The organism is Streptomyces sp. NPDC047079 (assembly GCF_040643755.1).
Lineage (GTDB): Bacteria > Actinomycetota > Actinomycetes > Streptomycetales > Streptomycetaceae > Streptomyces.
On sequence record NZ_JBEYUZ010000017.1, the window covers coordinates 103,683 to 129,884 of the forward strand.

The following is a 26,202-nucleotide window of genomic DNA, read 5'->3' on the forward strand; positions in this document are numbered from 1 at the left end:
TACGCAACGGCGCGCGCCCGGCACGGCGGGAGGGGCGCAGCGCCATCCGGCGGCTGAGAGGGGTTTGTTCGTGCCAGCTTTCCCACACAGCACTTCACCGACGACGGCGGTCGCGGTTCCACCGGCGCTGTCCTTGCCGGTCATCGAGACCGCGTTTCCGCGTCGACTGCACCCGTATTGGCCCCGCCTGCAGGAGAAGACGCGTTCCTGGCTGCTCGAAAAGCGGCTGATGCGGGCGGACAAGGTCCAGGAGTACGCCGACGGACTGCGTTACACCGACCTCATGGCGGGCTACTACCTGGGAGCCCCCGACGAGGTCCTGCAGGCGATAGCGGACTACAGTGCGTGGTTCTTCGTCTGGGACGACCGTCACGACCGTGACATCGTCCACCGCCGGGCGGCCGCCTGGCGGAGGTTGAGGTTCCAGCTGCATGCGGCCCTGGAGTCACCGGGGCACCATCTGCACCACCCGGATCCCCTGGTCGCGGGGTTCGCGGACAGCGTGGGGCGCCTGAACGCGTTCCTCGGCGAGGGGTGGAACGCGCGCTTCGCCCGGCACTTCCACGCGGTGATCGAGGCGTACGACCGGGAGTACCGCAACCGCACCCGCGGGACGGTCCCGACGGTCGACGCCTACCTGGAGCTGAGGCGGCTGACCTTCGCGCACTGGATCTGGACCGACCTGCTCGAGACCAGCGCGGGATGCGAACTGCCGAACGCCGTGCGGAAACACCCCGCATACCGGCGGGCGGCACTGCTGAGCCAGGAGTTCGCCGCCTGGTACAACGATCTGTGCTCTCTCCCCAAGGAAATCGCGGGAGATGAGGTCCACAATCTCGGTATCAGCCTCATCCACCACGAGGGAATGACTCTCGAAGAAGCCGTCAAAGAAATGAGGCGGCGGATCGAGGAATGCATAACCGATTTCCTCGATGCCGAAAAGAAGGCACTTCTGTTCGCCGAATCCCTTGCGGACGACACCGGGCAGGGAAAGGAACTGAGCGACACCGTGAAGGCGATCGTCGCAAACATGCGGAACTGGTTCAGCGCCGTGTACTGGTTCCACCACGAGTCCGGCCGCTACATGGTCGACAGCTGGGATGACCGCTCGACACCCCCGTACGTCGAGAACGAAGCGGCAGGTGAGAAATGACCCTGGAATCGGTCGGTTCGAAGGTATCCGAAGAGGCGGCGCCACCGGGCGTGCCGCCGCTCGCCGCGGGAGGCGTCCCCCTCCTCGGCCATGGCTGGAAGCTCTTCCGTGATCCGCTCGGCTTTCTGGGCCGGCTGCGGGAGGACGGCGGCGTGGTCCGGCTGAGGCTCGGGCCGAAGACGGTGTACGCGGTCACCACCCCCGCGCTCGCCGGCGCGCTCGCGCTCAGCACCGACTTCGAGATAGGCGGCCCACTGTGGGAGTCCCTTGAGGACCTGCTCGGCAAAGAGGGCGTCGCCACCAGCAACGGGCCGCTCCACCAGCGTCAGCGACGGGCCATCCAGCCGGCCTTCCGGCAGGAGGCCGTCCCCGGCTACGGGCCGGTCATGGCCGAGGAAGCGCGCGCGCTCGTGGAACGCTGGCGCTCCGGCGCGACCATCGATGTCACGACGGAGTCGTTCCGGGTCGCCGTGCGCGTCGCCGCCCGCTGTCTGCTGGGCGGCACGTACATGGACGAGCGGGCCGAGCGGATCTGTGCCGCGCTCGCCACGCTCTTCAGCGGCATGTACCAGCGCATGGTGATACCGCTCGGACCGCTGTACCGCCTGCCGCTTCCGGCCAATCGCGCATTCAACCGGGCATTGGCCGATTTGCATCTCCTGGTTGATGAGATCGTGGCCGCCCGCCGGGCCTCCGGTCAAAAGCCGAACGATTTGCTGATGGCTTTGCTGGAGGCGAAGGACCGTAACGGTGAGCCCATTGGGGAACAGGAGATCCACGACCAGGTCGTCGCCATCGTCACGGCCGGGAGCGAAACAGTGGGCTCCATGGTCATGTCGCTTCTCCAGGTGCTCACGGATCACCCGGAACAGGGCGACAAGATCCGCGACGAAGTGAAAACCGTCACGGGTGGCCGCCTGGCCGCATTCGAGGACGTCCGGAAGCTCACGTACACCGCCAATGTCATCGTCGAGACAATGCGGCTCCGCCCCGCCGTATGGATACTGACGCGGCGGGCGGTGACCGACACCGAGCTCGGCGGGTACCGCATTCCGGCCGGGGCGGACGTCGTGTACAGCCCCTACGCGATCCAGCACGACCCGCGCTCCTACGAGCAGCCCGAGCGGTTCGACCCCCACCGCTGGCTCCCGGAGCGCGCCAAGGACGTCCCGAAGTACGCGATGACCCCGTTCGGGGTCGGCAACCGCAAGTGCCCGGGGGACCACTTCTCCATGGCCGAACTCACGCTCATCATGGCGGAGCTGGCGTCGGCCTACCGCTTCGAGGAGGCGCCCGGGTCCGACCCGAGGCTCCGCATCGGCATCACGCTCCGCCCGCGCCGACTGCTGCTGAGGGCGCTGCCACGATGACCCGCCGGGCGCACGTTCAGGCGGCCTCCGGGCCCCTGAACGTGCGCCGGTAGGCGGCAGGAGTCGTGCCCAGGGCCCGCACGAACTGGTGGCGCAGCGCCGCCGCCGTGCCGAATCCGGTGCGGCCGGCGATCGTGTCCATCGTCTCGTCGGTGCGTTCCAGCAACTCCTGGGCCAGCAGGACCCGCTGGCGCAGGATCCAGCGGTAGGGCGTGGTGCCGGTCTCCTGCTGGAACCGGCGGGCGAAGGTGCGCGGGGACATGTGCGCGCGGGCGGCCAGCTGCTCCACGGTCACCTCCCGGTCGAGGTGGCGCTCCATCCACACCAGCACCTCGGCGACCGTGTCGCACTGCGAGCGCGGCAGCGGTCGCTCGACGAACTGGGCCTGGCCGCCGTCGCGGTGCGGCGGCACCACCATCCGCCGGGCGATACGGTTGGCCACCTCCGGACCCTGCTCCTTGCGCACGAGGTGCAGACAGGCGTCGATCCCGGCGGCGGTGCCCGCGGAGGTGATCACCGGGTCCTCGTCGACGTAGAGCACGTCGGGCTCGACGACCGCCCGAGGGAAGCGCCGCGCGAGGACGTCGGCGTGCCGCCAGTGCGCCGTGCACCGCCGCCCGTCCAGCAGCCCGGCCGCCCCCAGCAGGAAGACGCCGGAACAGACGCTGAGCACCCGGGTGCCCCGCGCGACGGCTCGCCGCAGCGCCTGGAGCAGCTCCGGCGGGTACTCCCGGCTCTGATAGGTGTCACCGGCCGGTACGGCGATCAGGTCGGCCCCTTCCAGCCGCTCCAGCCCATGGGGCGTGGACACGGTGAGTCCGCCGACATGGGTGCCGAGCGCGGGGCCCTCGGCCGAGACGACCGCGAAGTCGTACACCGGCAGGCCCTCGTCGCTGCGGTCGATCCCGAACACCTCGCACACGACGCCCAGTTCGAAGGGATGCACTCCGTCGAGCAGGACGGCGGCGATGTTCCTCAGCATGGTGCCAGTGTGCCCCGGAAGTGGCAGTAATTCGAGGGTGGAGGGCAGTCCTGCCACTGTCAGGACCGTGGGCCGTGAACGACAGTTACCGCATGAACGCACTCACGGATTACGCGACCGTCCTGCTCCTCCTCGCCCTCCTCCTGGGCCCGGCGCTCGGGTGCCTTCTCCACGAGCGCCGGATCGACCGCCAGTTGAAGGCGGCGCGGTCTCAGAAGTCCTCGTCCAGGTCGACGCTGCCCTCCACCGCAACCTGGTACGCCGAAGGACGCCGCTCGAAGAAGTTGGTCAGCTCCTGAACACCCTGGAGCTCCATGAAGGAGAAGGGGTTCTCCGAGCCGTACACCGGGGCGAAGCCGAGGCGCGTCAGACGCTGGTCGGCGACGCACTCCAGGTACTGCCGCATCGATTCCGTGTTCATGCCGGGAAGGCCCTCACCGCACAGGTCCCGCGCGAACTGAAGCTCGGCCCGGACGGCCTCCCTCAGCATGTCGGTGACCTGCTGCTGGAGCGCGTCGTCGAAGAGGTCCGGCTCCTCCTTGCGGACGGTGTCCACGACGTCGAAGGCGAACGACATGTGCATCGTCTCGTCACGGAACACCCAGTTGGTGCCGGTGGCCAGGCCGTGCAGCAGACCCCGGCTCCGGAACCAGTAGACGTACGCGAAGGCGCCGTAGAAGAACAGGCCCTCGATGCACGCGGCGAAGCAGATCAGATTGAGCAGGAAACGGCGGCGGTCAGCCCTCGTGTCCAGCCGGTCGAGCTTCTCGACCGAGTCCATCCACCTGAAGCAGAACCCGGCCTTCTCACGGATGGAGGGGATGTTCTCGACGGCCGCGAAGGCCGCGGCCCGGTCCTTCGGATCGGGGAGATAGGTGTCCAGCAGCGTCAGATAGAACTGGACGTGGACGGCCTCCTCGAAGAGCTGCCGCGACAGATACAGGCGCGCCTCGGGCGAGTTGATGTGCTTGTAGAGGGTCAGCACCAGGTTGTTCGCCACGATCGAGTCGCCCGTCGCGAAGAACGCGACCAGCCGGCCGATCAGATGCTGCTCGCCCGGCGTGAGCTTGGCGAGGTCGGCGACGTCCGAGTGGAGGTCGACCTCCTCCACGGTCCAGGTGTTCTTGATGGCGTCCCGGTAGCGCTCGTAGAAGTCCGGGTAACGCATGGGGCGCAGGGTCAGCTCGAAGCCGGGGTCGAGCAGATTCTGATCAGTCATGACAATCGGCGCGAAGCGCCGTCCTCCAGGGGTCTTGGTCGGGTGGCGGGCCGGAATTACTGGCAGGCCTCGCAGGACTCGGGGTTCTCGAGGGAACAGGCGACGGCCTCGGGGCCGGCCACCTGCTGCACGGGAACGGACGCTCGCGCCGCGCGGGCGATCCTCGTCGCCGGACGGGAGCGCAGGTAGTACGTCGTCTTCAGACCTTGCTTCCAGGCGTAGGCGTACATCGAGGAGAGCTTGCCGATCGTCGGCGTCTCCATGAACAGGTTCAGGGACTGGGCCTGGTCCAGGAACGGGGTGCGGGCGGCGGCCATGTCGATCAGGCCGCGCTGCGGGATCTCCCATGCCGTGCGGTACAGCGCCCGTACGTCCTCGGGGATCCACGCGAAGTCCTGCACCGAGCCGTTGGCGTCGCGCAGCGCCTCACGGGTGCGGGCGTCCCACACGCCGAGCTCCTTCAGGTCCCGCACCAGGTAGGAGTTGACCTGGAGGAACTCGCCGGAGAGCGTCTCGCGCTTGAACAGGTTCGACACCTGCGGCTCGATGCACTCGTACGCGCCCGCGATGGAGGCGATCGTGGCGGTCGGCGCGATCGCGAGGAGCAGCGAGTTGCGCATGCCGACGGCCGCGATCCGCTCGCGCAGCGCCGCCCAGCGCTCCGGCCAGGCCGGCTCCACATCGTAGTGGTCGGGGTGCAGCACGCCCCGGGCGGCGCGGGTCTTCTCCCAGGCCGGCAGCGGGCCGTTGCGCTCGGCGAGGTCGGTGGACGCCTCGTAGGCGGCGAGCATGATCCGCTCGGCGATCCGCGTGGACAGAGCCCTGGCCTGTGGTGAGTCGAAGGGCAGGCGCAGCTTGAAGAAGACGTCCTGAAGGCCCATCACGCCGAGGCCCACCGGGCGCCACCTGGCGTTGGACCGGCCCGCCTGCTCGGTCGGGTAGAAGTTGATGTCGACGACGCGGTCCAGGAAGGTGACGGCGGTGCGGACCGTCTGATCCAGCCGCTCCCAGTCGATGTCCTGGCCGGCGACGAACGCGCCGAGGTTGACGGATCCCAGGTTGCAGACCGCCGTCTCCCCGTCGTCGGTGACCTCCAGGATCTCCGTGCAGAGGTTGGAGGAGTGGATGACGTGGCCCGGCTCGGCCGTCTGGTTGGCGGTGCGGTTGGCGGCGTCCTTGAAGGTCATCCAGCCGTTGCCGGTCTGCGCGAGGGTGCGCATCATGCGGCCGTACAGATCACGGGCCGGGATCGTCCTCCTGGCGAGGCCGTCCGCCTCGGCCCTGCGGTAGGCGGCGTCGAACTCCTCGCCCCACAGGTCGACCAGCTCCGGCACGTCCGAGGGGGAGAACAGCGACCACTGCCCGTCCGCGTTGACGCGGCGCATGAACTCGTCGGGGACCCAGTGCGCCAGGTTGAGGTTGTGCGTACGGCGGGCGTCCTCGCCGGTGTTGTCGCGCAGCTCCAGGAACTCCTCGATGTCGGAGTGCCAGGTCTCCAGGTAGACGGCGGCCGCGCCCTTGCGCCGGCCGCCCTGGTTCACGGCGGCGACCGAGGCGTCCAGGGTCTTCAGGAAGGGGACGATGCCGTTGGAGTGCCCGTTCGTGCCGCGGATCAGCGAGCCGCGGGAGCGGATGCGGGAGTACGACAGCCCGATGCCGCCGGCGTGCTTGGAGAGGCGGGCGACCTGGTGGTAGCGGTCGTAGATGCTGTCCAGCTCGTCCTTCGGGGAGTCGAGGAGATAGCAGGACGACATCTGGGGGTGCCGGGTGCCGGAGTTGAAGAGGGTGGGGGAGGAGGGGAGGTAGTCGAGGCGGCTCATGAGTCCGTAGAGCGCCGCGACGTCGTCCACCGAGCGGTTCGTGTCGTCCTCGGCGAGGCCGGCGGCGACGCGCAGCAGGAACTGCTGGGGAGTCTCGATGACCTTCCGGGTGATCGGGTGCCGCAGGAGGTAGCGGCTGTGCAGCGTGCGCAGCCCGAAGTAGCCGAAGCGGTCGTCGGCGCCGGGGTCGACAAGGGCGTCGAGACGGCCGGCGTGCAGGCGTACGAAGGCGGCGGTCCGGTCGGCGATCAGGCCCTCCCGGTGCCCGACGGCGATGGACTCGGTGAACGAGGTCACGCCTTGGGAGGCGGCCTCCGCACGGATGCCGATCGTCAGCAGCCGGGCGGCCAGCCGGGAGTAGGCGGGATCCTCGGAGATGAGGCCGGCGGCCGCCTCCGTGGCCAGCTCGCGCAGCTCCGCGGCGATGTCGGAGTCCCCGCGAGCGGACCGGCCCCGCAGCGCGGCGGCGGCGACCCGGCCGGGGTCGGCGTCGGGGAGGTCGGCGGTCAGCTCGGTCAGCGTCCGCAGCAGCGCGGCACCGGGACCGTCGGTCCCGTCGGTCACCGCGGACGGCACCGAAACCGGTGTCGCTGAAGCCGGATCGGCTGGCGCGATGGTCACGTGGGGCTCTCCCTCGCTCGGCACGGAGCCTGGCGGAGGGCAGGGGCAGCTCACGAGCGCGCGCGGGCGTCGCGTCCACCGGCCCACTCCACGAGGCCCGGACGTCAGGCGCCCGGACCGGTCGGCCGGGCGCGCTGTCGGCAGGTCCTCGGACTGAACAGGCGTGCGCATGCACGCGAGTACACCGTTGCGGGACAGTTCCGGATTCGCACCGGATTCCCCTGCGGCGACAGCGAGCATGAGCATACATCTTGTGCCGGGGAGCGGTGACACCCCCAGATGTTGTGTCGCTCCAGTGTCAGAGCGTCAACTCGTAGGTGAGGAGAGTGAGGTCGTCCATGTCCGGGAGGGGGTTCCAGTCGCGGCCCGGGGTGCGGACGAAACCGAGTCGTTCGTAGATCCGGTGGGCGGGGCGCATGCTGCTCTGGGTCGACAGGACGAGGCGTACGCAGCCCTCCGTGGCCCGCGCGCGGTCGACGCAGGCGCGGACCAGGGCCTCGCCGACCCCCCGGCCGCGGGCGTCGTGCGCGACCGCAAGCATCCGGATCTCCGCTTCGCCGGGGCCCGCGATATCGGCCATGGGGCCACCGGAGGGGACGAAGGTGACGCCGCCGAGTACGCGGTCTTCCCGGGTGGCGACCAGCACGTCGGCGGCCGCGGCGCGCTTGCCGACGTCCTTCAGTTCGAAGAGGTACTTGTCGCTCTCGCCGAAGTCGAGGAGGCCGTCCCGGAGGTAGGCCTCGGCGGTGATCTCGCCGAGGCTGTCGTACTCGTCCGGGGCCGCGTGCCGGATGACGATGTCCATGAGGGCGAGTGTGCCGGACGGGTACGACAACGGGCCGCCGAATTTCCTCCGGCGGCCCGTCGCGCATCGCTCCCTAGTGGGACGTACCGGCCGTGGCCGGGGGCAGTTCCACCTCCACCCCCGGGTCGCCGGCGTCCGCCGTGTAGTCGTCCGGACTGGTCTCGTCGACGCCCTCGGGGGCCTTCACGGCCTTCAGCACGAAGGTCAGGACCACCGTGACGAGGACGTTCAGCACGAACGCCGTCAGACCGATGTAGCCGATCTCGCCGATGCCCGGGATCTCCTTCGCCGAGCCCCCGAAGTGCTTCTGCGTCGGGGAGGCGACACCGTACGCCGCGAGCGTGCCGTAGATCATGCCGACCGCCCAGCCCGCGAGCAGCGCCCAGCGGTGGAACCAGCGGGTGAACAGCCCGCCGACCAGGGCCGGGAAGGTCTGAAGGATCCAGATGCCGCCGAGCAGCTGGAAGTTGATGGCGACCGTCTTGTCCATCGTCAGGACGAAGATCAGGGCGCCCACCTTCACCAGCAGCGACACGATCTTGGAGACCCGGGTCTCCTCCTTCGCCGTGGCGTCCGGCTTGATGAAGTCCTTGTAGATGTTGCGGGTGAAGAGGTTGGCGGCCGCGATGGACATGATCGCGGCCGGGACGAGCGCGCCGATGCCGATCGCCGCGAACGCCACGCCCGCGAACCAGTCCGGGAACATGTTCTCGAACAGCTGCGGGATCGCCAGCTGCCCGTTCTGCACCTTGATCCCGGCTGCGATCGCCATGAAGCCGAGCAGCGCCAGCAGGCCCAGCATCAGCGAGTACAGCGGCAGGATCGTGGTGTTGCGGCGGATCACCTCACGGCTGCGCGAGGACAGCGTCGCCGTGATCGAGTGCGGGTACATGAACAGCGCGAGCGCGGAGCCCAGCGCGAGCGTCGCGTACGTCCACTGGCCCGCCTCCGGCGGAGCGAGGGCTCCGCGCGGCTTGCCCGTCACCGGGCTGGTCTGCGCGAACGCCTGGCCCGCCTTGGCGAAGACGTCGTCGAAACCGCCCAGCTTGATCGGGATGTAGATGATCGCCACCGCGATGACGATGTAGATCAGCGTGTCCTTCACGAACGCGATCAGTGCGGGGGCCCTGAGGCCCGAGGAGTAGGTGTACGCGGCCAGCACTCCGAAGGCGATCAGCAGCGGCAGGTCCTTCACGAACCAGTTGGTGTTCTCGCCGCCGCCCACGCCCATCACGTCCAGCACGGCCTGGATGCCCACCAGCTGGAGCGCGATGTAGGGCATCGTCGCCAGGATGCCGGTGACCGCCACCGCCAGCGACAGCCCCTTCGAGCCGAAGCGGCCGCGCACGAAGTCGGAGGTCGTGACGTATCCGTGCCGGTGCGACACCGACCACAGCCGGGGCAGGAAGGTGAAGATCAGCGGATAGACGAGGATCGTGTACGGCACCGCGAAGAAGCCCGCCGCGCCGGCCGCGTAGATCGCCGCCGGTACGGCCACGAAGGTGTACGCCGTGTACAGATCCCCGCCGAGCAGGAACCAGGTGATCCAGGTGCCGAACGACCGTCCGCCGAGGCCCCATTCGTCGAGGCTGTGCTCGTTCTCGGCCCTGCGCCAGCGCGCCGCCAGGAAGCCCACGACGGTGACGGCCAGGAAGAAGAAGACGAAGACGCCGAGCGCGACGCCGTTCACGCCGTCCTTCATCGCGACGCACCTCCCTCGCGGCCGGCGCGGGCGCGCTGGTCACGCCGCCACAGCTGGTACGCCACCATGGTCAGCGCCGTGGAGATCAGCACCCACAGCATCTGGTACCAGTAGAAGAAAGGAATCCCTATGAGCGTGGGATCGGTCTTGGCGTAGGAGCCGACCCACAGCATCGCGACAAAGGGTGCTACGAGGCAGAGGGCGATGACGACGCGCAGCGGCGTCACCCTCGCCGCTCTTGTCCCATCCGGCCGATCTGACATCTGCTGGCTCCGTCCCCTCAGTGTTCACCTGTGTAATGCGCAGGCAATGTAGGTGACGGCATCCCGGAAGCGGAAGACCTCGTCCGGATATCGGTCCTCAGCAGCGGGGAAAGCCCTGCCGGCGGCTCATTCCTGAGGCCGCTTGAGCCGTGCCACGAACTTGTACCGGTCCCCGCGGTACACCGACCGCACCCACTCCACCGGCTGGCCCCGCCGGTCCAGCGAGTGCCGGGAGAGCATCAGCATCGGCAGGCCGACGTCCGTGCCGAGCAGGCCCGCCTCGCGCGGGGTGGCCAGCGAGGTCTCGATGGTCTCCTCGGCCTCCGCGAGATGGACGTCGTAGACCTCCGCGAGTGCCGTGTAGAGGGAGGTGTACTTGACCAGCGAGCGGCGCAGCGCCGGGAAGCGCTTGGCGGACAGGTGGGTCGTCTCGATCGCCATGGGCTCGCCGCTCGCCAGTCGCAGGCGCTCGATGCGCAGCACCCGGCCGCCGGCCGAGATGTCGAGCAGCCCGGCGAGGGTGTCGTCGGCGGTGATGTAGCCGATGTCCAGCAGCTGCGAGGTCGGTTCGAGGCCCTGAGCGCGCATGTCCTCCGTGTACGAGGTCAGCTGCAAGGCCTGGGAGACCTTCGGCTTGGCGACGAACGTGCCCTTGCCCTGGATGCGCTCGAGCCGGCCCTCGACGACCAGTTCCTGAAGGGCCTGGCGAACGGTCGTGCGCGAGGTGTCGAACTCCGCGGCGAGCGTGCGCTCGGGCGGTACCGGCGTTCCGGGCGGCAGCGTCTCCGTCATGCCCAGCAGATGCTTCTTCAGGCGGTAGTACTTGGGCACGCGCGCGGTGCGGACGGTCGCCCCGCCCTCGCTCTCCGCACTGCTGACGTCGGTGCTCATGGTCTGCCTTCCCGGCTCCGGATGCCGAAGTGACCGACACGCCGTCGGTCACGGCTCACATCGTGGCACGGCTCCACGGGGGGTGCCCCCGCACGTTCCGCGATCCCCGTCACGCGGCCGGGGGTCCCCTCTGTATACCGTCGGTACTCCGGTTGGTCTAGTCCACCGCACGGAAGTGGTCCAGTCGGGCGGCCCCTCACTGGCCTGCCCATTTCGCTGGGTTCCTACTTAAAGGTCCTTGCATATGTAGGTCCCATAACGGACGCCCCGACCGCGTCGAACTCCCTTGACACTCCTATTGGTCTGGGCCAAGCTCCCCCGTACTGGTCTACACCATTGGTCCAGGTCCCGGCCCCACGGGCGGTACTCGTCATCAGTCGCCGCGGGGACAAGGGGGGTTTGTGGCATCCCTGAGGAGGATGGCGTGAAGCGCAAGCTGATAGCCGCGATCGGAATCGCGGGCATGATGGTCTCCATCGCGGCGTGCGGGGACGGCGGCAGCACGTCCGGGGGGTCGGACGCCAAGGAACTCACCGTCTGGCTGACGGTCGACGCCCAGAACAACTGGCCCGGGCTGGTGAAGGCCGCCGACGACGCCGTGACCAAGAAGCACCCCGGCCTTAAGATCAAGCACGAGTACTACGGCTGGCCGGACAAGAACACCAAGCTCGACGCGGTCCTCGCCACCGACAAGGTGCCCGACGTGGTCGAGATGGGCAACAGCGAGATGCTCGGCTACATGGTCAAGGGCGCCTTCGCCGAGGTGGACCCGGCCAAGTTCGACAACTCCGGCCAGTGGCTGGACGGCCTCAAGACCTCCGTCACCTACGAGGGCAAGACGTACGGCGTGCCGTACTACGCCGGCGGTCGCGTCGCCAACTGGCGCAAGGACATCGCCGCTTCGGCCGGCATCAAGACGCCCCCGAAGACGTACAAGGAGCTGACCGCCGACCTGGACAAGATCCAGAAGAAGCAGGGCGGCACGTTCAACGCCTGGTACCAGCCGACGCGCGACTGGTACGCGGCCATGTCCTTCGTCTACGACGCGGGCGGCTCCATCGCCAAGGAGGAGGGCGGCCAGTGGAAGGCCAACCTGTCCTCGCCCGAGTCGGTCAAGGGCCTGACCGAGTTCAAGAAGGTCGTCGACACCTACATGCACGGCGACAAGACCAAGGACGAGTCCGACCGGTACATCGTCTACGGCCAGGGCAAATCCGCCATGATCTTCGCCGCCGCCTGGGAGGGCGCGACCGCGGCCGACCCGAAGAACGACAAGACCGGCAAGCTCAAGGACAACCTCGAGAACTTCGTGATGCCCGGCCCGTCCGGCAAGAACATCCCGGTGTTCCTGGGCGGTTCGGACCTCGCCATCCCGGTGAAGTCCGACGCGCAGGCGCTCGCCGCCGAGTGGATCAACGCGTTCACCGGGTCCGAGGGCCAGAAGGGCCTGATCGCCAAGGGCAACCTGCCCAACAACAAGACGGACCTCGCCACGCTGAAGCACGACCCCGCTACGGCGGTCCCCGCCAACGCGGCCGAGTCCAACTGGTTCGTCCCGATGGCACCCGGCTGGGGACAGGTGGAGAAGGCGCAGATCCTCCAGACCATGCTCCAGGACATCGGCACCGGCAAGAAGTCCGTGGAGGCCGCCGCGAAGGACGCGGACGCCGCGATCGACAAGGTCATCAACACCAAGTGACCTGACGCGCAGGGCCCTGTCGCCCCGGGGGTGCCCGGGGGCCGGGGCCCTGCGTCCCGTTCGACCCGAGGGACCGCTGAGGAGCGCGCGATGAGTGCCGCAGACACGACCACCCCTGCCAAGGTGCCGCCGCCGCGGCCGGCGCCGCCACCCGCCGTCCGGGACCGGCCACGCACCAAGCGGACGCCGAGCGGGGCCGCGGCCCCCTGGCTGCTGCTCGCGCCCTGTCTGCTGGTCCTCGCCCTGGTGATGGGCTATCCGCTGGTCCGTCTGGTCACCCTCTCCTTCCAGAAGTTCGGCCAGTCCCAGCTGTGGGGATTCCAGCCGCCCGAGTCGGTCGGGTTCGCCAACTTCTCCAAGGTGCTCGGCGACAGCGGGTTCTGGGCCGTCGTTCTGCGGACGATCGTCTTCGCCGCCGGCTCCGTGGTCTTCACGATGGTCGCGGGAATGGCGATCGCGCTGCTGCTTCAGCGGGTCTCCGGCTGGCTCAAGACCCTGATCAACATCGTGCTCGTGGCGAGCTGGGGCATGCCCGTCATCGTGGCCACCACCGTCTTCAAATGGCTCTTCGACTCGGACTACGGCGTCTTCAACGCGCTGCTCAGCAAACTGCCCGGCGTCGAGATGATCGGCCACAACTGGTTCGCCAGCGGACCGGAGGGCCTGACCGTGATCATGCTCCTGGTGGTGTGGGGCGCCGTGCCCTTCGTCGTCATCACCCTCAGCGCGGGCCTGACCCAGGTGCCCAAGGAACTGGAGGAGGCCGCGCGGCTGGACGGCGCCGGTTCGTGGGGTGTCCTGCGCTATGTCACCCTGCCGGTCCTCAGGCCCGTCCTCGTGATGCTCACCACCCTGTCGGTGATCTGGGACATGGGCGTCTTCCCCCAGGTGTTCGTGATGCGGGGCGGCCATCCCGAGGCGGAGTTCCAGGTCCTCAACACCTATTCCTACGACCGCGCCTTCGTCGTCAACGACTATGCGCAGGGGGCGGCGATCGCCCTGATCACCGTGCTGCTGCTGCTCGGCGTGGTCGCCGTCTACATGCGCCAGATGCTGAAGATCGGAGAGGTCGAATGAGCGCCCTCGTCACCTCCGGCCGCCGGAAGTCGAGGCTCGGCTGGAACATCCTCGGCCTCCTCGTCTTCGTCACCGCCGGCTTTCCCCTCTACTGGATGCTCAACACGGCGTTGAAGCCGGCGAAGGACGCCATCGACACGGACCCCAGCCTGCTGCCGACCGGCATCACGCTCGCCAACTTCCGCCGGGCGCTGGACATCGCGGACTTCTGGGGCCCGGTCGGCCGCAGCCTGACCGTGTCCCTGACGGTCGTCGTGATCGGCGTGGTCGTCGGCACGCTGGCCGCGCTCGCCATCTCCCGCTTCGCCTTCCGCGGCCGCAAGATCGTGATCGTGGGCATCCTGGCGGTGCAGATGGTCCCGCTGGTCGCCATGATCATCCCGGTCTTTCTGCTGCTCAACGACCTCGGTCAGTACGACAAGCTGACCGGCCTCATCATCACGTACCTGACATTCATCCTCCCCTTCACGGTGTGGACGCTGCGCGGCTTCATCGTCAACATCCCCAGGGAGCTGGAGGAGGCCGCCATGGTCGACGGCTGCTCCCGCACCGGCGCCTTCCTCCGTGTCGTCTTCCCGCTGCTGGCCCCCGGCCTGGTCGCCACCTCGGTCTACGGCTTCATCCAGGCCTGGAACGAGTACCTCTACGCCCTGATGCTGCTCAGCCAGGAACACCAGACCGCGACCGTGTGGCTCGGCAACTTCACCACCAAACACGGCACCGAATACGCCCCGATGATGGCCGGGGCCACGATGATGGCCGTGCCCATCGTCGTCCTGTTCCTGCTCGTCCAGCGCAAGATGGCCGCGGGCCTGACCGCGGGCGCAGTGAAGGGATAACGCCACCCGATGACGACATTCGCCAGCGGTACAGACACCCTCACCCGCGACGCGCTGACGGTCCTCCAGCCCGGCTTCACGGGGACCACGGCCCCCGACTGGCTGCTGCGCCGCCTCGGCGAGGGTCTGGCCTCGGTAGGCCTGTTCGGCCGCAACATCGCCTCACCCGGACAACTGGCCGCGCTCACCGCCCAGTTGCGCGCCGAACGCGACGACGTGCTCGTGGCGATCGACGAGGAGGGCGGTGATGTCACCCGCCTGGAGGTGAGGACCGGCTCCTCCTTCCCGGGCAACCACGCGCTGGGCGCGGTGGACGACGTGGAGCTGACCCGCGCGGTGGCCTACGAGCTCGGCCGCCGGCTCGCGGAGTGCGGGGTCAATCTCGACTGGGCGCCCTCCGCCGATGTGAACTCCAACCCCGCGAACCCGGTGATCGGCGTGCGGTCCTTCGGCGCCGACACGGACCTGGTGGCCCGCCACACCGCGGCCTACGTCACCGGCCTGCAGTCCGCGGGCGTGGCCGCCTGCACCAAGCACTTCCCCGGGCACGGCGACACGGCGGTCGACTCCCACCACGCGCTGCCGCGCATCGACGCGTCGTCGGCGGTGCTCCAGGAGCGCGAACTCGCCCCCTTCCGGGCCGCCGTCGCGGCCGGCACACGCGCGATGATGAGCGCCCACATCCTGGTCCCGGCCCTGGACCCGGACCGCCCGGCCACGCTGTCCCGGCGGGTTCTGACGGACCTGCTCCGCGGCGAACTGGCCTACGACGGCCTGATCGTCACCGACGGCATGGAGATGCGCGCGATCGCCGGGACCTACGGCATCGAGCGGGGCAGCGTCCTCGCCGTCGCCGCGGGCGCGGACGCCATCTGCGTGGGCGGCGGCCTCGCGGACGACGAGACGGTACGACGCCTGCGGGACGCCCTGGTCACGGCGGTGCGCTCGGGTGAGCTGGCCGAGGAGCGGCTCGCCGAGGCGGCCGAGCGGGTCCGGGCGCTGGCGCGCTGGACCGCGTCGGCGGGAGCGGAGAGCACGGTCGCGCGGCCGGCCCCGGACGCCGACATCGGTCTGCTCGCGGCCCGGCGCGCGCTGACCGTCACCGGAGCGGAGGGCTTCGCCCCGCTCACCGAGCCGCCGTATGTCGCCGCCCTCACACCGGTCGCGAACATCGCGGTGGGCGACGAGACCCCGTGGGGCGTGGCGGCGGAGCTGCTCCGCATGCTCCCGGGCACGCAGACGGGCAGCTTCGCGGGGGAGGCGGCGGGACGGGCGGTGCTGGAGGCCGCCGGAGCGCGGCGGATCGTGGCGGTGGTCCGCGACGAGCACCGTCACCCGTGGATGGAGAGGGCCCTCGACACGATCCTCGCGCGGCGCCCCGACACCCTGGTGGTCGAGATGGGCGTCCCGCAGTCCACCCCCCGCGGTGCCCTGCACATCGCCACGCACGGCGCGGCGCGGGTCTGCGGACGCGCCGCGGCGGAGGTCATCGCCGGCAGGTGACACCCGGCGGGAGGGCGCAGGGACCCGGCGCCCTCCCGCCGGGGAGGGACTCCCGGGTGCCGGGCCGGGCGCCGCGAGCCGGTGAACGTCTCCGGTCGAAACACCCCCTAGATGCCCTGCCAGTCGGGCTTGTGGGCGTAGGCGTGCCGGAAGTAGCCGGCGAGCTTCAGCTTGGACGCGGCGGCCTCGTCCACGACGACGGTCGCGTGCGGGTGGAGCTGGAGCGCGGAGGCCGGGCACACCGCGGCGACCGGCCCCTCGACGGTCGCGGCGACCGCGTCCGCCTTGCCCTCGCCGGTCGCGAGAAGCACCAGGTGCCGGGCCTCGAGGATGGTCCCGATGCCCTGGGTGATGACGTGGTGCGGAACCTGGTCGATATCGCCGTCGAAGAAGCGCGCGTTGTCGATCCGGGTCTGCTCCGTCAGCGTCTTGATCCGGGTGCGGGAGGCAAGCGAGGAGCACGGCTCGTTGAACCCGATGTGCCCGTCGGTCCCGATCCCGAGCAGTTGCAGGTCCACCCCGCCGGCCTCGGCCAGCGCCGCGTCGTATGCCGCGCACGCCGCCCGTAGGTCCTCGGCCGTGCCGTCGGGCCCCATGAACGCCCCCATGCCGATCCCGAGCGGCCGGAGCACCTCGCGGCCGAGCACCGAGCGGTACGACTCCGGGTAGTCGGCCGGCAGGCCCACGTACTCGTCGAGCTGGGCGATCCGCGCCCGGGAGACATCGACGGCCCCGGAGCGCACCCGGGCCGCCAGCGCCTCGTAGACGGGCAGCGGCGTCGATCCGGTGGCCACGCCGAGCAGGGCGTCGGGCTTGCGTTCGAGCAGCTGTGCCATGGCCTCGGCGATGAGCTCGCCACCCGCCTTGGCGTCCGGAACGATGACAACTTCCACGCTGGGCCTGCCGATCTGAGGAGGGGCTCGCGTGGGAACCCGAGGGCACACACGCGAGGACACATGTGGTATAGACCAATCTAGCAGAATCGCCCCCTCGGGACAGGGGTGCGCAGCCCGGATCCTCGCCTCCCGCTACCGCTTCGCGAAGCCCCCGGTCATCTCCTCGCGCGGCATCGGCGGGACCGCCGCGCGCCCCGGCGAAGGTGACGGAGGCGTGCTGACGGCCGCACGGTGGCGATCCGGCCCCCGCGCGGGCCGAAGGCCGCTACTCTGCGGTGGGACCGTCGGGGGATGTCCGATGAAGAGACAAACAAACATCCGCCGACGCATGGACACACGCCCCCGGACGCAGCACCATGGTCCATGACATGGTCTAGTCCACGAGTGCAGGTAATGCACGTAAAGTGTTCCCGTCGTACGGGCGAGAACAGCACCGGCAAGACCATCTCGCACGAACCTCCGTCTTCCCCGCACAGGAGGACGGACCGAGGAACCGGGGCGCTCTGCCCTGACTGCACCGGCTCCTCACCTTCGGCCGACCGGGACCGCACACCCCGTGGCCGTTGCTGCTCCGGGCTGCGGTGCCGGGAGGGTTGAGGGTCCCTCCCAGGCGCCGCGGCCCGCGGGTGTTCTCGGGGCCGGTATGCCGCGGAGGCGGAGCTGCCGCTTGGCTGATTTCGAGCGTTGCCGCAGCTCCCGGGTACCCTCGCAGACGTGCCCTCCATGAACGAACTGGTCCGCCAGCACACCGCCCTCAGCGACTCCGACCTGGAGTGGCTCCATCTGCTGGTGTCGGAGTGGCAGCTGCTGTCCGACCTCTCCTTCGCCGACCTCGTCCTGTGGGTCCCCACGCGCGACGGCACACGATACGTTTCGGTCGCGCAGATGCGCCCCAACACCGGCCCCACCTCCTATCAGGACGACATGGTCGGCCACCTCGTCCCGCGCGGCCGCCGTCCCATGCTGGACGCGGCCCTGGACGAGGGCCGGATCGTGCGCGAGGGCGACCCCGAGTGGCGCGAGGAAGTCCCGGTCCGGGTCGAGTCCATCCCCGTACGACGCGAGGGACGCGTCCTCGGCGTCATCGCGCGCAACACCAACCTGCTGACCGTGCGTACCCCGAGCCGCCTGGAACTCACCTACCTCCAGAGCGCCTCCGACCTGGCACAGATGATCGCGGCCGGCGCCTTCCCATTCCCCGACCAGCAGGTCGACATGGACGCCTCGCCGCGTGTCGGAGACGGACTGATCCGCCTCGACGCGGACGGCACCGTCCAGTACGCGTCGCCGAACGCGCTGTCGGCGTACCACCGGCTGGGCCTCGCGTCCGACCTGGTCGGCCATCACCTCGGCCACACCACCGCCGAACTCGCCCCCACCCGGGGCCCCGTGGACGAGGCGCTCGCCAAGGTCGCCAGCGGCTGGGCGCCGCGTGAGTTCGAGATCGAGGCCAACGACGGGGTGATCCAGTTCCGCGCGATCCCCCTCAAACCCAAGGGCACCCGTATCGGCTCGCTCGTCCTGCTGCGGGATGTCACCGAACTGCGGCGCCGCGAAAGGGAGTTGATAACCAAGGACGCGACCATCCGAGAGATCCACCACCGGGTGAAGAACAACCTCCAGACGGTCGCCGCCCTGCTGCGCCTCCAGGCCCGCCGCATCGAGTCCGAGCGGGGACGGGAGGCCCTGGAGGAGGCCGTACGGCGGGTCGGCTCCATCGCCATCGTGCATGAGACGCTGTCTCAGAACCTGGACGAACGGGTGGAGTTCGACGAGATCGCCGACCGGGTGCTGGCCATGGTGGCCGAGATCTCACCCGGCACGGTCACCGGCCGGCGCAGCGGCCGCTTCGGCATCCTGGACGCCGAGGTCGCGACCCCGCTGTCCATGGTGCTGACCGAGGTGCTGCAGAACGCGCTGGAACACGGCTTCCGTCAGGGCGAGACCGGCACGGTCGAGGTCTCGGCGGTCCGCGGCGGTACGACGAAGGAGGCCCGGCTCCTCGTCACCGTCCAGGACGACGGGGTCGGTCTGCCCGAGGGCTTCGACCCGCAGACGGCGGGCAACCTCGGCCTGCAGATCGTACGGACCCTGGTGGAGGGCGAGTTGGGCGGCACGTTCGACATGGTCCCGGCGCCCGGGCGGGGCACGCGGGTGATCCTGGACATCCCGGTCCCCGCCCACGCGTGACCCTCGGGGGGCGCCCTCCGAACCGCCGCCGGCACAGCAATGAGCCCCGGACCACAAGTGGTCCGGGGCTAAAGCTCAGTTGCCAGCTATTGCTGCGCACCGGGGGTACTGCGCGCTGCGGCTCGGGGGCGGGAGATGCGTACTCGCTGTACGCGCCGCCAAGCTCAGGCTCGTACGGGGTGGATGTGTCAGGCGGAGGCCTGACGGGCCCGGTTGCGGGCGGCGCGGCGCTTCATGGCGCGGCGCTCGTCCTCGCTGAGACCACCCCAGACGCCGGAGTCCTGACCGGACTCGAGCGCCCACTGCAGGCACTGCTCGATAACCGGGCAGCGACGGCAGACGGCCTTGGCTTCCTCGATCTGCAGCAGCGCAGGACCGGTGTTGCCGATGGGGAAGAACAGCTCGGGGTCTTCCTCGCGGCAAACGGCGTTGTGACGCCAGTCCATGGCTGCTACCTCTCTTGGTGTTACGTGCGGATTGCTTGTGAATGTGAACGCTTTCACGAATCCCTCAACAAGTGAAGGGCCGAGCGTCAGACTCACTGACGTGGTCCTGTGGATTGAGGAGGGGTTCCGGCGCTCTGAGGATGCCGATGAAGCGGGCCGTCCCGAGCGCCACGTAGAGACTCGCAAACCTCAGCGGCGGATACAACCCCTTCCGAAAAGTTTTTTTTGATTCCTTGGTGTCGACTAGGTCACAGCCGTACTTCCAAGGGGTGGATCCTGGCCTAAACGTTCGAGTGAAAGGAGTTTGGCCCCTTCTGCTCACACAATCACACGCAGTGCACGGCGTACGCCTGTGAACGTCACGCTGGTACGCAGCCCGAGGTGGTCGCCGTCCATCTGGAGGGGCAGCGGCACCTTCGAATGCAAGGTGAAGCCACTCAGGTCGTGCAGGGAGACCACGTGCTTGCCGCGGGGCCCGCGCTCGGGGGACGAAGTGAGCAACTGGGTCGCATACCGGGCAACCGCGGCCGTCGACATGCGGCTGAGACCGAGTACGTCGAGTCCGGTATCGAACGACGCCTTAGGCGACGCGTACACCGGACGATTGCCGAGAAAGGTCCACGGCGCCGTGTTGCAGATTATGGACAGGACGAGATCCTCGACCGGTTCCTCACCGGGCCGCTCCAGGGTGATCGTCCCGTGCCTGCGGTGGGGTTCGTCCAGAAACTGGCGCCACACCTGGCGCAGATACAGCGCATGGGTGGAGCGCCTGCCCCGCTCCCGCAGCTGTTCGACCCGGCCCACCACGCCCGCGTCGAAGCCGAGACCGGCGTTGAAGGTGAACCAGCGGGAGGGCACCGACTCGTCCTCGGTGCCCGGGGCGCCCGCGGCCAGGCCAAGACCGACCGTGCGTTCGCGGCCCTCGCGCAGGGCGTCGAGGATCGCGCCGGTGGCCTCCACGGCGTCGTTGGGAATGCCGAGGGCGCGGGCGAAGACATTGGTCGACCCGCCGGGCACGACGGCGAGGCGGGGGAGCCGGAGGGGGTCGGGACCCTGGTGCAGCAGCCCGTTGACGACCTCGTTGACCGTGCCGTCGCCGCCGAGAGCCACGACCAGTTCGATGTCCTCGCTCTCCGAAGCCTGGCGGCCGAGGTCCCGGGCGTGCCCCCGGTACTCGGTGGTGACCGCTTCGAGCTTCACCTCGCTCGCCAGCGCGTGGATCAGGACATCACGGGTACGTGCGCTTGTGGTGGTTGCCGCCGGATTGACCACGAGAAGTGCACGCATGGGTTGCAGGTTACCTACTCGGCGGTACTCGTCCCAGGCCGAGGTAGGGATCCGGTAAGAGGAGGGGGAGTGGCCTTGAGCACAGTCGCCGGGAGCGGCCCGGGGTCCGGCGACCGTGTCCGCCCGGTGCCCGCCCCCGCCGGCCGGACGCGGGGCGACGGCTACCCTTCAGGGGTGAGCGCTGAGCAGAACCCCACCTCCCCGATCCCCGACGCCGAGCCCCGTCCCGTGCGGCTGACCGTCGCGGCGGCACTCGCCGCCCTGGAGGGCCTCGCCCTCGTGGCCGGGGGCGCGTGGATCCTCGTCCTGGGCCTCACGGGCTCACCGGACGACCGCCGGCAGGCCGTCACCGGCGGCATCACCCTGATCGTGCTCGCGCTGCTGCCCCTGCTGGCCGCGCGCGGTCTGCTGCTGCGGCGCAGCTGGAGCCGGGGGCCTGCGGTCATCACGCAGATCATGGCGCTTCCGGTGGCGTACAACCTGCTCCAGGCCGACAGCCTCGCGATTCCGGGCGGCATCGCGCTCGCGGTCGTCGCGGTGGCGGCCCTGGTGCTTTTGGTGAACCCGGCGACCACACGGGCGCTGGGCATCCGGGGGCCGGGGAACGTACAGGACCAGAAGTAGGCGCACGGACGGCGTCACGGGCCGTCGTGCGGGCACCGAAGGGCGACCGGCATCCGGTCGCCCTTCGTCATTCCTCGACCAGGAGCTTCTCCCGCAGCTGGGCCAGGGTCCGGGCCAGCAGGCGCGAGACGTGCATCTGGGAGATGCCGACCTCCTGCGCGATCTGCGACTGCGTCATATTGCCGAAGAAGCGGAGAAGCAGGATCCGCTTCTCTCGCGGCGGGAGATCCTCGAGCAGTGGTTTGAGCGACTCCCGGTACTCCACACCCTCCAGCGCCTCGTCCTCCGCGCCCAGGGTGTCCGCGACCGCCGGGGACTCGTCGTCCGTGTCGGGGACGTCCAGGGACAGCGTCGAGTACGCGTTGGCGGACTCCAGGCCCTCCAGGACCTCCTCCTCCGAGATGGCCAGCTTCTCGGCCAGCTCGTGCACCGTCGGGGAGCGGCCGTGCAGCTGGGACAGCTCCGCCGTGGCCGTCGTCAGGGCCAGGCGCAGCTCCTGCAGGCGCCGCGGCACCCGGACCGCCCAGCCCTTGTCCCGGAAGTGCCGCTTGATCTCGCCGACGACCGTCGGTGTCGCGTAGGTCGAGAACTCGACGCCACGGTCCGGGTCGAAGCGGTCCACCGACTTGATCAGGCCGATGGTGGCGACCTGGGTCAGATCGTCCAGCGGCTCGCCGCGGTTGCGGAAGCGGCGCGCGAGGTGCTCGACGAGCGGCAGATGCATCCGGACCAGCTGATTGCGCAGCTCCGCGTACTCCGGGCTGCCCTCCTTCAGCTTGCGCAGCTCGACGAACATGGACCGCGCCCCGCTGCGGTCCTGTGGATCGTGCTGCGCACCGCCCGGCACGCTCTGCTCGGCGTTTCGCTCGTGCTCGCTCATCGTCCCGCCCGTCACCCTTCCCCGCGCTCTCGGCTCGCCCCCCACTCTCGACTGCGCTCGAGCGGAGGAACCCCCATGCGCCGGGGAGGCCCCACTTCCTCCGGAGGGTGTGCTCAGTGCGGCACCGTCCGGATCCTGTCGTCCGCCGCCCCCCTGGGACAACGCCTCCTGTGCCCCGGCCGCCCGTGCCTGCGCGGGTGCCGCGACCGCCGAGGCGTCGTCCTCCGGATGCGGACGGGCCTGCTCCGGGATGCCGTCCACGCCGCCCGCCGTCCGCTGCGACCCGCTGGGGTCGCCGGCGTTCCCGGCGGAAAGTTCCCGTGTGCCGCGCTCTTCGTCCCGCACCGGCCCGTCCCCGTTCGTCACGCCGGCCCGGGTCCCGCGCCGCGCTGTTTGTAGAGGCTGATGGACACGGTCTTGTCGTCGGCGACCGCGGAGGAGACCTTGCCGGCCAGGGCCGAAAGGACGGTCCAGGCGAAAGTGTCCCGTGACGGTGCGTGACCGTCCGTGGTCGGGGCCGCGACCGTGACCTCGAGCGAGTCGTCGATGAGCCGGAAGACGCAGCTGAGCACCGAGCCGGGCACGGCCTGCTGGAGCAGGATCGCGCAGGCCTCGTCGACCGCGATGCGCAGGTCCTCGATCTCGTCGAGGGTGAAGTCCAAACGGGCCGCGAGACCGGCGGTGGCCGTGCGCAGCACCGACAGGTAGGCACCCGCTGCCGGCAGCCGGACTTCCACGAAGTCCTGGGTCGCGGGCTCGCCTGCGATCTGGGACACCCTCACCTCCAAGGTGGTACAAGCTTATTCGGGGGCCGAGGGTTGCCCCCCGGGGTAACGCCTACATGGTTCAGCGGTGACGCTATCGCGCTACCGGCTTTTCTGTCCCCGCGACCCCGGCCCCTTGCTGTCACTCATAGTAAACCTATGTATACGCACAGTGGCTAGGGGTCTGCGGGCCCAATCGGGAAGAGCGCGCGCCGGTTTGACGTACCCAGGCGTCATACCGTCGAACCGTCCGGATCCAGGGTCACACGAGTACATGGTCGACGAAGCACCAGCGCCACTTCTCACCCGGCTCGAAGGTGCGCATCACCGGGTGGCCGGTCTCCTTGTAGTGCGCCGTCGCATGCCGCAAGGGCGAAGAGTCGCAGCATCCCACGTGCCCGCACTCCAGACACAGCCGCAGTTGCACCGGGTGTGTGCCGGCGGCGAGGCACTCCAGGCAGGTCTCGCTCCGGGGCTCGGGCTCGGGGTGCGGCAGCGCGTCGGTGTGCGTGCACTGTTTCATGATTGCCAGGTTACGACGGGTCCGCGGGAAGCCGCGTGAACAAAAGAGGGGCGGGCGGAAGGCATGAACGTGTTGCCGCTGCTGTTGCTGGTCGCGGGCAGTGCGGCCGTCGCGGGGGCTGCGCGCCGCACCCCCATTCCCGCACCGCTGCTGCTCGTCACGGCGGGACTCGCGGTCTCGTATCTGCCGGGGGTGCCCGAGTACACGCTCGAGCCCGACATCGTCCTGCCGCTTGTGCTGCCGCCGCTGCTGTACACGGCGGCCGCCGACAGCTCGTACCTGGACCTGAGGGCGCAGCTGCGGCCCGTGGCGCTGCTGTCCGTCGGGTACGTGCTCTTCGCGACGCTCGTCGTCGGCTGGGCCGCCTATCTGATCGTGCCGGACCTGCCGCTGACCGCGGCGCTGGTCCTGGGCGCGGTGGTCGCGCCGCCGGACGCGGTCGCGGCCACCGCGGTCGCCCGGCGGGTGGGGCTGCCGTCGCGGATCACCACCATCCTCCAGGGCGAGTCGCTGGTGAACGACGCGACCGCGATCACCGCCTACAAGGTGGCGCTCGCGGCGGCGGTCGGGGAGGGTGCCACCTGGGCGGACGGGGTGCGCGAGTTCGCGCTCGGAGCGGTCGGCGGCGTGGTGGTCGGCCTGCTGCTGATGGTGCCGATCCACTGGCTGCGCACGCACCTGAAGGAAGCGCTGCTGCAGAACACGCTGTCGCTGCTGATCCCGTTCGTGGCGTACGGGACGGCGGAGTGGGCGCACGCCTCCGGCGTGCTGGCCGTGGTCGTCGTCGCCCTCTACCTCGGCTACCACAACTGGCAGGTCGACTTCGCCACCCGCCTCCAGGAGGAGGCGGTGTGGCGAATGGTCTCGTTCATCCTGGAGTCCGCGGTGTTCGCGCTCATCGGACTCCAGCTGCCGGTCGTCCTGAGGGGACTGGGCGAATACGAGGGCAGGGGCGCGGCCTGGTACGCGGTGGCCGTGTTCGCGGTGGTCGTCGTGTCGCGGTTCCTGTGGGTGTATCCGGTGACCTTCGTGCCGCGACTGCTGTCCCGGCGCATCCGGGAGCGCGAGAAGAACCCGACCTGGAAGGTGCCGTTCGTCATCAGCTGGGCCGGGATGCGGGGCGTGGTCTCCCTCGCCGTCGCCTTCTCGATCCCACGGACCGTGCACGGCGGCGCCCCGTTCCCCAGCCGCACCCTGATCCTCTTCCTGACCTTCACCACGGTGATCGGCACCCTGGTGGTGCAGGGTCTGACCCTGCCCCCGCTGGTCCGCCTGCTCAGACTGCCGGGGCGCGACACCCAGGCGGAGACCCTCGCCGAGGCGAACGCCCAGGCGCAGGCGTCGCGGGCCGCCGAGCAGCGCCTGGAGGACCTCCTCCGGGACGAGCACAACGCCCTGCCGCCGCCGCTGGCCGACCGCCTCCGCAATGTCCTGGAGCGCCGCCGCAACGCCGTGTGGGAGCGTCTCGGCGCGGTGAACCCGGTGACCGGCGAAACGGCCGACGACACCTACCGCCGGCTGTCCCGGGCGATGATCGGCGCCGAACGGGAGGTCTTCGTGAGGCTCCGCAATCACCGCTACATCGACGACGAGATGCTCCGCACGCTGCTGAGACGCCTGGACCTGGAGGAGGCGGCGGCCTACCGGGAAACCGTGTGACCCGCGACCGCGCCCGGGGCCGATGAGGGGAACGGGGTTCCGGTGATCACCGCGGCCACTGTCGTTCCCCGCGGGAACGCGCCCTCCTCGGCCAGGGCGACAAGTCCGTAGAGCAGCTTGGCGACATAGAGACGTTCCACCGGCAGGAAGTGGCGCGACTCGAAGTCCCTGGCGAAGGCCTCGAGTTCGGCGGTCGTACGGGCGTAACCGCCGAAGTGGAAACGGGTGTCCACGGACCAGCTGCCGCGGCGGCCGCCGAAGGCCAGGGTCTGAAGGGCGGCCGTCTCGCCGGCCAGGAAGTCGCCCTTCAGGACCGCCACCCCGAGGGCCCGCTGGTCCGGGGCCAGACCTGCGGCCAGACCCGCCAGCGTGCCCCCCGTACCGCAGGCCACGGCGACCACGTCCGCCCGGCCGCGCAGTTCCTCACCGAGCGCGTGGCAGCCCCGTACGGCGAGGGAGTTGCTGCCGCCCTCCGGCACCACGTACGCGTCCTCGGCGTCCGCCCCGCGCAGCACGCCGGCCAGGACCCCCGGCTCCGAGACGCGCCGGTATGTCGACCTGTCGATGAAGTGCAGCCGCATCCCGTCGGCCGCGCACCGGGCGAGGGAGGCGTTGAGCGGGCGGTCGGCCAGCTCCTGGCCACGGACCACGCCGACGGTGTCCAGCCCCAGCAGCCGGCCCGCCGCGGCGGTGGCCCGCAGATGGTTGGAGTACGCCCCGCCGAAGGTGAGCAGGGTTCGGCCTGCCGCGGCACTCAGGTTGGGTGCGAGCTTGCGCCACTTGTTGCCGATCAGCTCCGGGTGGATCAGGTCGTCCCGCTTGAGCAGCAGCCGGACCCCGTGGCGTGCGAAACGCTCGTCCGTGACCTCCCGCAGCGGCGTGGGCAGGCACGGACGCAGCACGGCCGCGTCGGTCGCCCGGCGTCGGTCCGGCACATCGGGGCTGGTCACCCCGTCATTGTCGGACATCCTTGCCGTCGCCCGGCGCGC

At 69.8% G+C, this 26,202-nt stretch carries 23 protein-coding genes and 1 riboswitch; of the genes, 9 read left to right on the top strand and 14 right to left on the bottom strand.

Annotated features, from left to right (window positions below):
• Positions 1 to 70: 70 nt before the first annotated feature.
• Positions 71 to 1,153 (top strand): epi-isozizaene synthase, encoded by a 1,083-nt coding sequence (cyc1, locus tag ABZ823_RS22045; RefSeq protein ID WP_361662872.1) that lies wholly within the window; start codon positions 71 to 73, stop codon positions 1,151 to 1,153.
• A complete protein-coding gene (locus tag ABZ823_RS22050) occupies positions 1,150 to 2,523 on the top strand; it encodes a cytochrome P450 (protein ID WP_361662875.1) in 1,374 nt (457 codons plus the stop codon). Before cyc1 ends, ABZ823_RS22050 begins: the two co-directional genes overlap by 4 nt.
• 16 nt (positions 2,524 to 2,539) lie before the next feature.
• On the opposite strand, the gene ABZ823_RS22055 is transcribed toward ABZ823_RS22050, so the two are convergent.
• The 7 genes from ABZ823_RS22055 to ABZ823_RS22085 all read right to left on the bottom strand — a co-directional run bounded on the left by ABZ823_RS22055 (position 2,540) and on the right by ABZ823_RS22085 (position 10,826).
• Positions 2,540 to 3,505 (bottom strand): helix-turn-helix domain-containing protein, encoded by a 966-nt coding sequence (locus ABZ823_RS22055; protein ID WP_361662879.1) that lies wholly within the window; start codon positions 3,503 to 3,505, stop codon positions 2,540 to 2,542.
• 211 nt (positions 3,506 to 3,716) lie between these two features.
• Complete coding sequence (locus tag ABZ823_RS22060) at positions 3,717 to 4,724, bottom strand: ribonucleotide-diphosphate reductase subunit beta (RefSeq protein WP_361662881.1); 1,008 nt, start codon at positions 4,722 to 4,724, stop codon at positions 3,717 to 3,719.
• A gap of 56 nt (positions 4,725 to 4,780) precedes the next feature.
• Positions 4,781 to 7,165, bottom strand: a complete 2,385-nt coding sequence (locus ABZ823_RS22065; protein ID WP_361662883.1) for a ribonucleoside-diphosphate reductase subunit alpha — start codon at positions 7,163 to 7,165, stop codon at positions 4,781 to 4,783.
• A 143-nt stretch (positions 7,166 to 7,308) separates the two neighbouring features.
• Positions 7,309 to 7,386: riboswitch (cobalamin riboswitch) on the bottom strand.
• Between the two features lie 77 nt (positions 7,387 to 7,463).
• Positions 7,464 to 7,970 (bottom strand): GNAT family N-acetyltransferase, encoded by a 507-nt coding sequence (locus tag ABZ823_RS22070; protein ID WP_361662886.1) that lies wholly within the window; start codon positions 7,968 to 7,970, stop codon positions 7,464 to 7,466.
• Positions 7,971 to 8,043: 73 nt separating this feature from the next.
• Complete coding sequence (gene mctP / locus ABZ823_RS22075; RefSeq protein ID WP_361662889.1) at positions 8,044 to 9,672, bottom strand: monocarboxylate uptake permease MctP; 1,629 nt, start codon at positions 9,670 to 9,672, stop codon at positions 8,044 to 8,046.
• Entirely contained in the window at positions 9,669 to 9,935 is a 267-nt protein-coding gene (locus ABZ823_RS22080) for a DUF3311 domain-containing protein (protein ID WP_361662892.1), read from the bottom strand. The genes mctP and ABZ823_RS22080 overlap by 4 nt, the downstream gene beginning before the upstream one ends.
• A 126-nt stretch (positions 9,936 to 10,061) precedes the next feature.
• A complete protein-coding gene (locus ABZ823_RS22085) occupies positions 10,062 to 10,826 on the bottom strand; it encodes a GntR family transcriptional regulator (RefSeq protein WP_361662894.1) in 765 nt (254 codons plus the stop codon).
• Between the two features lie 424 nt (positions 10,827 to 11,250).
• Between ABZ823_RS22085 and ABZ823_RS22090 the strand changes: the two genes are divergently transcribed.
• The 4 genes from ABZ823_RS22090 (at position 11,251) to ABZ823_RS22105 (ending at position 15,944) form a co-directional block, all read left to right on the top strand.
• On the top strand, positions 11,251 to 12,525 hold the full coding sequence (locus tag ABZ823_RS22090) for an extracellular solute-binding protein (protein WP_361662896.1): 1,275 nt from the start codon (positions 11,251 to 11,253) through the stop codon (positions 12,523 to 12,525).
• A 90-nt stretch (positions 12,526 to 12,615) separates the two neighbouring features.
• A complete protein-coding gene (locus tag ABZ823_RS22095) occupies positions 12,616 to 13,602 on the top strand; it encodes a sugar ABC transporter permease (RefSeq protein ID WP_361662898.1) in 987 nt (328 codons plus the stop codon).
• Positions 13,599 to 14,441, top strand: coding sequence for a carbohydrate ABC transporter permease (locus tag ABZ823_RS22100; protein WP_361662901.1), 843 nt, complete (start codon positions 13,599 to 13,601; stop codon positions 14,439 to 14,441). The genes ABZ823_RS22095 and ABZ823_RS22100 overlap by 4 nt, the downstream gene beginning before the upstream one ends.
• Before the next feature lie 9 nt (positions 14,442 to 14,450).
• Positions 14,451 to 15,944 (top strand): glycoside hydrolase family 3 N-terminal domain-containing protein, encoded by a 1,494-nt coding sequence (locus ABZ823_RS22105; protein ID WP_361662904.1) that lies wholly within the window; start codon positions 14,451 to 14,453, stop codon positions 15,942 to 15,944.
• 107 nt (positions 15,945 to 16,051) lie between these two features.
• On the opposite strand, the gene nagB is transcribed toward ABZ823_RS22105, so the two are convergent.
• Positions 16,052 to 16,837 carry a glucosamine-6-phosphate deaminase gene (nagB, locus tag ABZ823_RS22110; RefSeq protein ID WP_361662907.1) on the bottom strand — a complete coding sequence of 262 codons (786 nt, stop codon included), beginning with the start codon at positions 16,835 to 16,837 and terminating at the stop codon, positions 16,052 to 16,054.
• 726 nt (positions 16,838 to 17,563) lie between these two features.
• Here nagB and ABZ823_RS22115 point away from each other — a divergent pair.
• On the top strand, positions 17,564 to 19,030 hold the full coding sequence (locus tag ABZ823_RS22115) for a PAS domain-containing sensor histidine kinase (protein ID WP_361663006.1): 1,467 nt from the start codon (positions 17,564 to 17,566) through the stop codon (positions 19,028 to 19,030).
• A gap of 188 nt (positions 19,031 to 19,218) precedes the next feature.
• Here ABZ823_RS22115 and ABZ823_RS22120 read toward each other — a convergent pair whose 3' ends face one another.
• Together ABZ823_RS22120 and ABZ823_RS22125 are read right to left on the bottom strand one after the other, a co-directional pair.
• Positions 19,219 to 19,476, bottom strand: a complete 258-nt coding sequence (locus ABZ823_RS22120) for a WhiB family transcriptional regulator (protein ID WP_003992873.1) — start codon at positions 19,474 to 19,476, stop codon at positions 19,219 to 19,221.
• Between the two features lie 318 nt (positions 19,477 to 19,794).
• Positions 19,795 to 20,763, bottom strand: coding sequence for a diacylglycerol kinase family protein (locus tag ABZ823_RS22125; protein ID WP_361662910.1), 969 nt, complete (start codon positions 20,761 to 20,763; stop codon positions 19,795 to 19,797).
• Positions 20,764 to 20,937: 174 nt separating this feature from the next.
• On the opposite strand from ABZ823_RS22125, the gene ABZ823_RS22130 reads away from it, so the two are divergent.
• Positions 20,938 to 21,387: a hypothetical protein gene (locus tag ABZ823_RS22130; RefSeq protein ID WP_361662912.1), complete on the top strand. Its 450-nt coding sequence runs from the start codon at positions 20,938 to 20,940 to the stop codon at positions 21,385 to 21,387.
• Positions 21,388 to 21,454: 67 nt separating this feature from the next.
• Here the strand turns inward: ABZ823_RS22130 and ABZ823_RS22135 are convergent, their stop codons facing one another.
• The 3 genes from ABZ823_RS22135 to ABZ823_RS22145 form a co-directional block, all read right to left on the bottom strand.
• A complete protein-coding gene (locus tag ABZ823_RS22135) occupies positions 21,455 to 22,612 on the bottom strand; it encodes an RNA polymerase sigma factor SigF (protein WP_361663009.1) in 1,158 nt (385 codons plus the stop codon).
• 17 nt (positions 22,613 to 22,629) lie between these two features.
• Positions 22,630 to 23,043 (bottom strand): anti-sigma regulatory factor, encoded by a 414-nt coding sequence (locus tag ABZ823_RS22140; protein ID WP_055492491.1) that lies wholly within the window; start codon positions 23,041 to 23,043, stop codon positions 22,630 to 22,632.
• 250 nt (positions 23,044 to 23,293) lie between these two features.
• A complete protein-coding gene (locus ABZ823_RS22145) occupies positions 23,294 to 23,554 on the bottom strand; it encodes a UBP-type zinc finger domain-containing protein (RefSeq protein WP_361662915.1) in 261 nt (86 codons plus the stop codon).
• A gap of 63 nt (positions 23,555 to 23,617) precedes the next feature.
• Here ABZ823_RS22145 and ABZ823_RS22150 point away from each other — a divergent pair, with 63 nt between their 5' ends.
• On the top strand, positions 23,618 to 25,213 hold the full coding sequence (locus tag ABZ823_RS22150; RefSeq protein ID WP_361662918.1) for a Na+/H+ antiporter: 1,596 nt from the start codon (positions 23,618 to 23,620) through the stop codon (positions 25,211 to 25,213).
• Here the strand turns inward: ABZ823_RS22150 and ABZ823_RS22155 are convergent.
• A complete protein-coding gene (locus tag ABZ823_RS22155; protein WP_361662921.1) occupies positions 25,195 to 26,181 on the bottom strand; it encodes a pyridoxal-phosphate dependent enzyme in 987 nt (328 codons plus the stop codon). The genes ABZ823_RS22150 and ABZ823_RS22155 overlap by 19 nt on opposite strands.
• Positions 26,182 to 26,202 lie beyond the last annotated feature (21 nt).

Bases quoted from the DNA above. Each gene is read 5' to 3' on its own strand.
- ABZ823_RS22100 (WP_361662901.1), top strand. From the start codon at position 13,599: ATGAGCGCCCTCGTCACCTCCGGCCGCCGGAAGTCGAGGCTCGGCTGG.
- ABZ823_RS22105 (WP_361662904.1), top strand. From the start codon at position 14,451: ATGACGACATTCGCCAGCGGTACAGACACCCTCACCCGCGACGCGCTG.
- ABZ823_RS22120 (WP_003992873.1), bottom strand. From the start codon at position 19,476: ATGGACTGGCGTCACAACGCCGTTTGCCGCGAGGAAGACCCCGAGCTG.
- ABZ823_RS22145 (WP_361662915.1), bottom strand. From the start codon at position 23,554: ATGAAACAGTGCACGCACACCGACGCGCTGCCGCACCCCGAGCCCGAG.
- ABZ823_RS22085 (WP_361662894.1), bottom strand. From the start codon at position 10,826: ATGAGCACCGACGTCAGCAGTGCGGAGAGCGAGGGCGGGGCGACCGTC.
- ABZ823_RS22070 (WP_361662886.1), bottom strand. From the start codon at position 7,970: ATGGACATCGTCATCCGGCACGCGGCCCCGGACGAGTACGACAGCCTC.
- ABZ823_RS22095 (WP_361662898.1), top strand. From the start codon at position 12,616: ATGAGTGCCGCAGACACGACCACCCCTGCCAAGGTGCCGCCGCCGCGG.
- mctP (WP_361662889.1), bottom strand. From the start codon at position 9,672: ATGAAGGACGGCGTGAACGGCGTCGCGCTCGGCGTCTTCGTCTTCTTC.
- ABZ823_RS22115 (WP_361663006.1), top strand. From the start codon at position 17,564: ATGAACGAACTGGTCCGCCAGCACACCGCCCTCAGCGACTCCGACCTG.
- ABZ823_RS22055 (WP_361662879.1), bottom strand. From the start codon at position 3,505: ATGCTGAGGAACATCGCCGCCGTCCTGCTCGACGGAGTGCATCCCTTC.
- ABZ823_RS22125 (WP_361662910.1), bottom strand. From the start codon at position 20,763: ATGCGTGCACTTCTCGTGGTCAATCCGGCGGCAACCACCACAAGCGCA.
- ABZ823_RS22050 (WP_361662875.1), top strand. From the start codon at position 1,150: ATGACCCTGGAATCGGTCGGTTCGAAGGTATCCGAAGAGGCGGCGCCA.
- ABZ823_RS22080 (WP_361662892.1), bottom strand. From the start codon at position 9,935: ATGTCAGATCGGCCGGATGGGACAAGAGCGGCGAGGGTGACGCCGCTG.
- ABZ823_RS22060 (WP_361662881.1), bottom strand. From the start codon at position 4,724: ATGACTGATCAGAATCTGCTCGACCCCGGCTTCGAGCTGACCCTGCGC.
- ABZ823_RS22155 (WP_361662921.1), bottom strand. From the start codon at position 26,181: ATGTCCGACAATGACGGGGTGACCAGCCCCGATGTGCCGGACCGACGC.
- ABZ823_RS22150 (WP_361662918.1), top strand. From the start codon at position 23,618: ATGAACGTGTTGCCGCTGCTGTTGCTGGTCGCGGGCAGTGCGGCCGTC.